General features: G+C 49.4%; 3 protein-coding genes and 1 pseudogene. 2 read left to right on the top strand and 2 right to left on the bottom strand.

All coding sequences use genetic code 11. The annotated features are described in order from the left end of the window. Positions 1 to 168: pseudogene (locus DHN60_RS22150) on the top strand (IS3 family transposase); the annotation flags it as partial. A gap of 217 nt (positions 169 to 385) precedes the next feature. On the opposite strand, the gene DHN60_RS22145 reads toward DHN60_RS22150, so the two are convergent. Together DHN60_RS22145 and DHN60_RS22140 are read right to left on the bottom strand one after the other, a co-directional pair. Further along, positions 386 to 784 carry a hypothetical protein gene (locus DHN60_RS22145; RefSeq protein ID WP_108839463.1) on the bottom strand — a complete coding sequence of 133 codons (399 nt, stop codon included), beginning with the start codon at positions 782 to 784 and terminating at the stop codon, positions 386 to 388. Between the two features lie 105 nt (positions 785 to 889). Further along, positions 890 to 1,714: a LysR family transcriptional regulator gene (locus DHN60_RS22140; RefSeq protein WP_108839462.1), complete on the bottom strand. Its 825-nt coding sequence runs from the start codon at positions 1,712 to 1,714 to the stop codon at positions 890 to 892. 1,150 nt (positions 1,715 to 2,864) lie between these two features. Here DHN60_RS22140 and DHN60_RS22130 point away from each other — a divergent pair. Then, positions 2,865 to 3,749: a LysR family transcriptional regulator gene (locus DHN60_RS22130; protein ID WP_108839460.1), complete on the top strand. Its 885-nt coding sequence runs from the start codon at positions 2,865 to 2,867 to the stop codon at positions 3,747 to 3,749. The last annotated feature ends 866 nt before the right edge of the window (positions 3,750 to 4,615 follow it).

Genomic DNA, 4,615 nt, shown 5'->3' with positions numbered 1-4,615 from the left:
ACCTTCGTCGATCATTACAATCACCAACGCTACCATGAAAGCTTGAACAACGTCACGCCCGCCAACGTCTACTTCGGCAGGGACAAAGCCATTCTACAGGAAAGAGAAAGGATCAAACGAAAGACACTCGAAGCGCGGCGCTTGCATCACGGACAACGCGCCGCATAATGCAACCAACCAGATGAGCCAAACTCTCTCTTAGTTCAAGCCGCCATTGGTTCCAAAAACCCTGACGACGGACACCGGGCCAGTTGCCTGCTAGCGATGATGTTTAGTGACACCACAGCAGGACAGCGCACAACTTCAAGCCATTTTGCAGATGCCCGCGACCATGCGTCCAGTCTCAAGTGTTCGGTTGAGAGTGGGTTGAGGGGGTCGCTTTGATTTAGTCGATGAGACGACCTCTCCATCGAAGCCTTCCGTCTTCGATCGCGATCAGCACGTTCAAGTAAAAGGTGATGAGCTGTCCGCTGATTAGCCCAGTGGCCAGCATGACTTGAGGTAGGCTATGAACTTCATCATGCAGATACAAATATTCATAAAGGCAAATGGTAGCGACCGTGAGTGACGCTGGAACAATATAACGGAGCGAGATCATGCTGAGACCAGCTACGATCAATCCCAAAATCAGGACGATATCCAAACCGAAAGAAGCTTGAACTTCATGCGAGTGATCAGACCAATAGAAATGGGCTCCAAACTGCCGCCAGAGGATTTTCACTAAACCGAAAGAAATTGCCGCATATCCGGTGAGGATTGCGGAGACATAGCCAGCGCTTCTCATTTTTGCTCCTGTTACAAACGCCCCCCGGCACGCTTGCACCGTCGCAATTGAAATACTATTCGTCGAGTGAGAATACTGCAGGTCCGCACCTGCAAAAAGAGGTGTTCATTTGGAAAAGCACGTGCGAAGGAATTCAATTCCAATGCGAACATCAGGATCTAGGCGCCGCCTTTCATGATATGACACCCAAACAGGAAAATAACTGATCGGGTGTTCGGTATTCAATGGAACCAATTCGGGATCAGATTCCGCAAACTTTATCGGCAAACACGCTGCAAGCGGCATGGTTTTCAGGAACGATCTTAAAAAATGAAGACCAGAGGCCTTCAGTCTTGGCCTGCCAAACAGGTTTTCCAAAAGAGTCGAACACTCTGTTTCAACAGTCCCCTGTTGAGGCAATGTGACGTATCCTTTCGGACCATTTTCCCACTTCTTGTTGTAATAGACATGATAACCAAGTTCCCCGAGTTGGGTACGCACCAACCGACCCTCGGTTGGTTTCTTGAATCCAACAAGAAGATCGACTTCGCCGAAAGCAACTGAACGTTCTTCATCTACAAATTCGATTTCGAGCGCAGGATTGCTGGTCAATAATTCGGCCAAATGGGGGTTCGCTATGCTGACAAGAACCTGCAGACCTATGGAAATTCGCAGTGTTCTTGCGGCGGGCGGTTCCTCGCCGTCACGAGCGTCGTTTGCAAAGAATCCCGTATCCAACTGATCCGCAAGCGCAATAAGTGGCTTTGCCCTAGGCGTTGGCTCCAATTTCGTGCCGCGCCGGACAAACAAAGTGGCGCCGATTTCCTCAGTAAGGCGCTCCAACCGTCGCGAGACTGTTGTTGTATTCATCTCAAGCGCTTGCGCTGCCGAGGTCATTGTTTTGTATCGGCTGAGCGCGAGTAAAATTCTTAAGTCATCCCAATTCTTCATTCGCCCCCTAACGCCACCATCGCTACACGTCACTTGAGTTCCCAGTTCTAATTTTCTTGAAACCAGCTACCGTTAGTAAGCAGTGGTCAATGTCGATATAGATCAACCTCTGATAGATCAACCCTTGGTAGATTAATTTTGAGTGAATGTTCGACGGCATCAAGGATCGAACAGAGCCAAAAATAGTATTAATGACTATCGTCAAACGTATGAGTGCCCCCAACCAGAGTTAAAAACGTAGTATGTCCAAGGATCGGGCTTACACAGAAATCTGCGTGGTTCTTAGCGGCCCCCTTCGTCGCAATTCTCTGAACTCAACAGAGTGAGCACGACGGCAGATGCCAGAAAAACGGCACTGCCCACAGCGCTATAAACTGCGATGAGAGGCAACAACCGCATGCCTAACGCAAAAGCGCAGACTGCGGCGGCCAACCCAAAGAACATGCCCAAGGCGAGACACAACAAAAATAGTGGCGGTGTTGGAGTCACCTCACTGGTGATGTCGTTTTCAATGCAGTCAACACCGTCGGTGTATTCGTGCACGGACCCGACTTGGGCATGCTCATGGAGGGACCCCGGATCTGCTCGCAACGGCGACATGTCGCGCGCAGAAGAAATGCCACTACCGGTTGTCTCGCTTTGTTTGAATTTGTTTGCAAAATCGTTTCGCGATTGTACAGGTCGGCCACAAATCGCGACCGGCCGGGGGTCCAGCCTCTGATTCATCTCTAGTCCTCAACACAGCCCCCACAATCAACCTGCCATCATTTGCACAAGCTCCAAAGTGTGTTTGTTGCAGGTTAGGAACTGCAAAAATGTCAATGCAAGAGATAATCCAAGTTTAAGAAAACCTGTATTGAAAGATTTTTGAAGTTTAAAGTTTTCCTTTCCAGTTGTCTGCGTTTTGGGCCTGCATGGTTTCCATGGACTGAAAACAGTAGCTTAGCGGAAGAACCTGAAAATTTTTTTGACATAATCAGAAACCACTGACGGAAAAACTCAGACCTCGCTTAGGATGAAAAAGGGTGTGCTCCATCCAGGGTTGCAGTTTTGCAAGTGCAGCCTTGCGCCAGGCCCTGTTCCATAATCGCTCAAAATCACTAAACTTAAAGTAGAAAAGAGAAAATTAAAAATCTTTTCGGTAAAGATTTTGAGGCAAAAAATTAACAAAAATGAAGGGCAGAAGTTTATGTTGCTACGCTGGGACGATTTCAAATACCTTTTAGCGCTTGAGCAAACAGGCAACCTCGTTAACGCAGCCAAGTTTCTGAAAACAAACCCGACTACTGTTTCGCGTAAAATCAAGCGATTATCAGAAACGTATCAGCGTACACTTGTCTCTCGAACGAGCAGTGGTGAATGGGAACTGACCGAACAAGGACGAGCCTTCGCAACCGCGGCAAGGCTTTGCCAGAATGAAATTTCGCGTTTGGGCGGCCCTGCCGAAGCCAATGACAAGCAAGACATCACGGTTTCAACAGTTGATTTCGTTGCAGAGACCTTTCTGGCGCCGAAAATCGGCGAGCTTCCCCTTCACCGGAAGAAAATTTCGCTGACGCTCGAAGCGACCGACAGGAATGTAAGCCTCGCCTACGGAGAGGCGGATCTTGCCATAAGATTGGGGCGACCAAAGCAAGGTCGGCTAGTGGTTTCCAGGATTGGCACGATCGACATGGGGGTTTACGCCAGCGAACGCAACTTCGGAAATGCGTGGGTCGGACTGCCCGCCTGTTTCGATTGGGTGCCTGAGATGCAAGCGGGATTCGAATTTTTTGGCGAGGCACCGGCCATTCGCATGTCAACATTCCACTGCATCCGCAGTGCTGCAGTTGAACGCGGACTGCCTTGCGTCGGTCCAGCATCGATGCTGGAGAATTGGAATGGACTGAAGAAAATCGATAAAGACAGGCCGCAACCCTTCAGGGAAGTCTGGAGCGTCCATCACGAAGATCGGCGCCACGATGAACTTCTGCTTCAGGTGAAGGACTGGGCACGTGCTTGCTTCGTCAGTAAAATGGAGACAGTCGCGGCATAACTAATTTACATCAATAGAATACAGGCACTGTTCGAAATTTTGCTAAGCTATTCTTTCGTACAGTTGATTTATGATACCATTATCTGGTTAAAGGCAGGGTGTAACCAGTAAGGACCCAGCCATGTTAGATCTATTCGCCTTCTCGATGATATTTTCCGCTCTGATGATCGTGGAACTTTTCGTCAACAAACTCGGCCTGCGCAAGCTCTCCAGATAGTTTGACTTCGTAAACCCTTTGCTCGGAGCTTTCCGAGCAAAGGTTAGCTGCGTTTGGCTCAGGTTGTGTGCAGTTTTGATGATTGTGACTGACGTGCATGTCTTAAGTTTTTTAGAATATTCGATGCTGTGAACACATACGGTGCAGTCGGCTCTCAACGTGAGACCAATGTGCCATCGGGGTCCCACTCGGCTCATTTCGCAAACGACCATTCCATGTTTCAGTCGAATAATTTTTGCGGCACTCTTTACGACGTCTGATTTAGGGTCGAGTTTCGGCTCGAGAGGCGCTTTTGATTTGCGTCTGCACTGGGCTCAGAGCAGCCATTCGCTGTACTCTGCCTGAACGACTGCTCTGCGGACGAAGCTGCCTGATGCTGGTGCAGCGAACTTCGTCACCAGGCTTCCACTAGATTGTGGAACAATTCGCGGCACTGCAGCGCGATTTCCCGAAAGCGGTCATTAAACGCGGCCAAATTGCACCAAATCCAAACCAGTCGTTCGCTGCGTCAGCATCGGATGTCTCAGCTGCGGGACGAAGCGGTCACTTCGTACCAATCCAAGCAATTCCGTCTCTGACGTAGGCACGTTCGGAAACGCAGCGCGGCATTTACACTTTCAAGGGACCCAGCCTACAGCGACTGTCTCTT

It is taken from the genome of Tateyamaria sp. Alg231-49, assembly GCF_900143535.1.
Taxonomy (GTDB): Bacteria; Pseudomonadota; Alphaproteobacteria; order Rhodobacterales; family Rhodobacteraceae; genus Tateyamaria.
The sequence above is the reverse complement of the archived record's forward strand: the minus strand, read 5'-3'. Positions and strand labels throughout refer to the sequence as shown.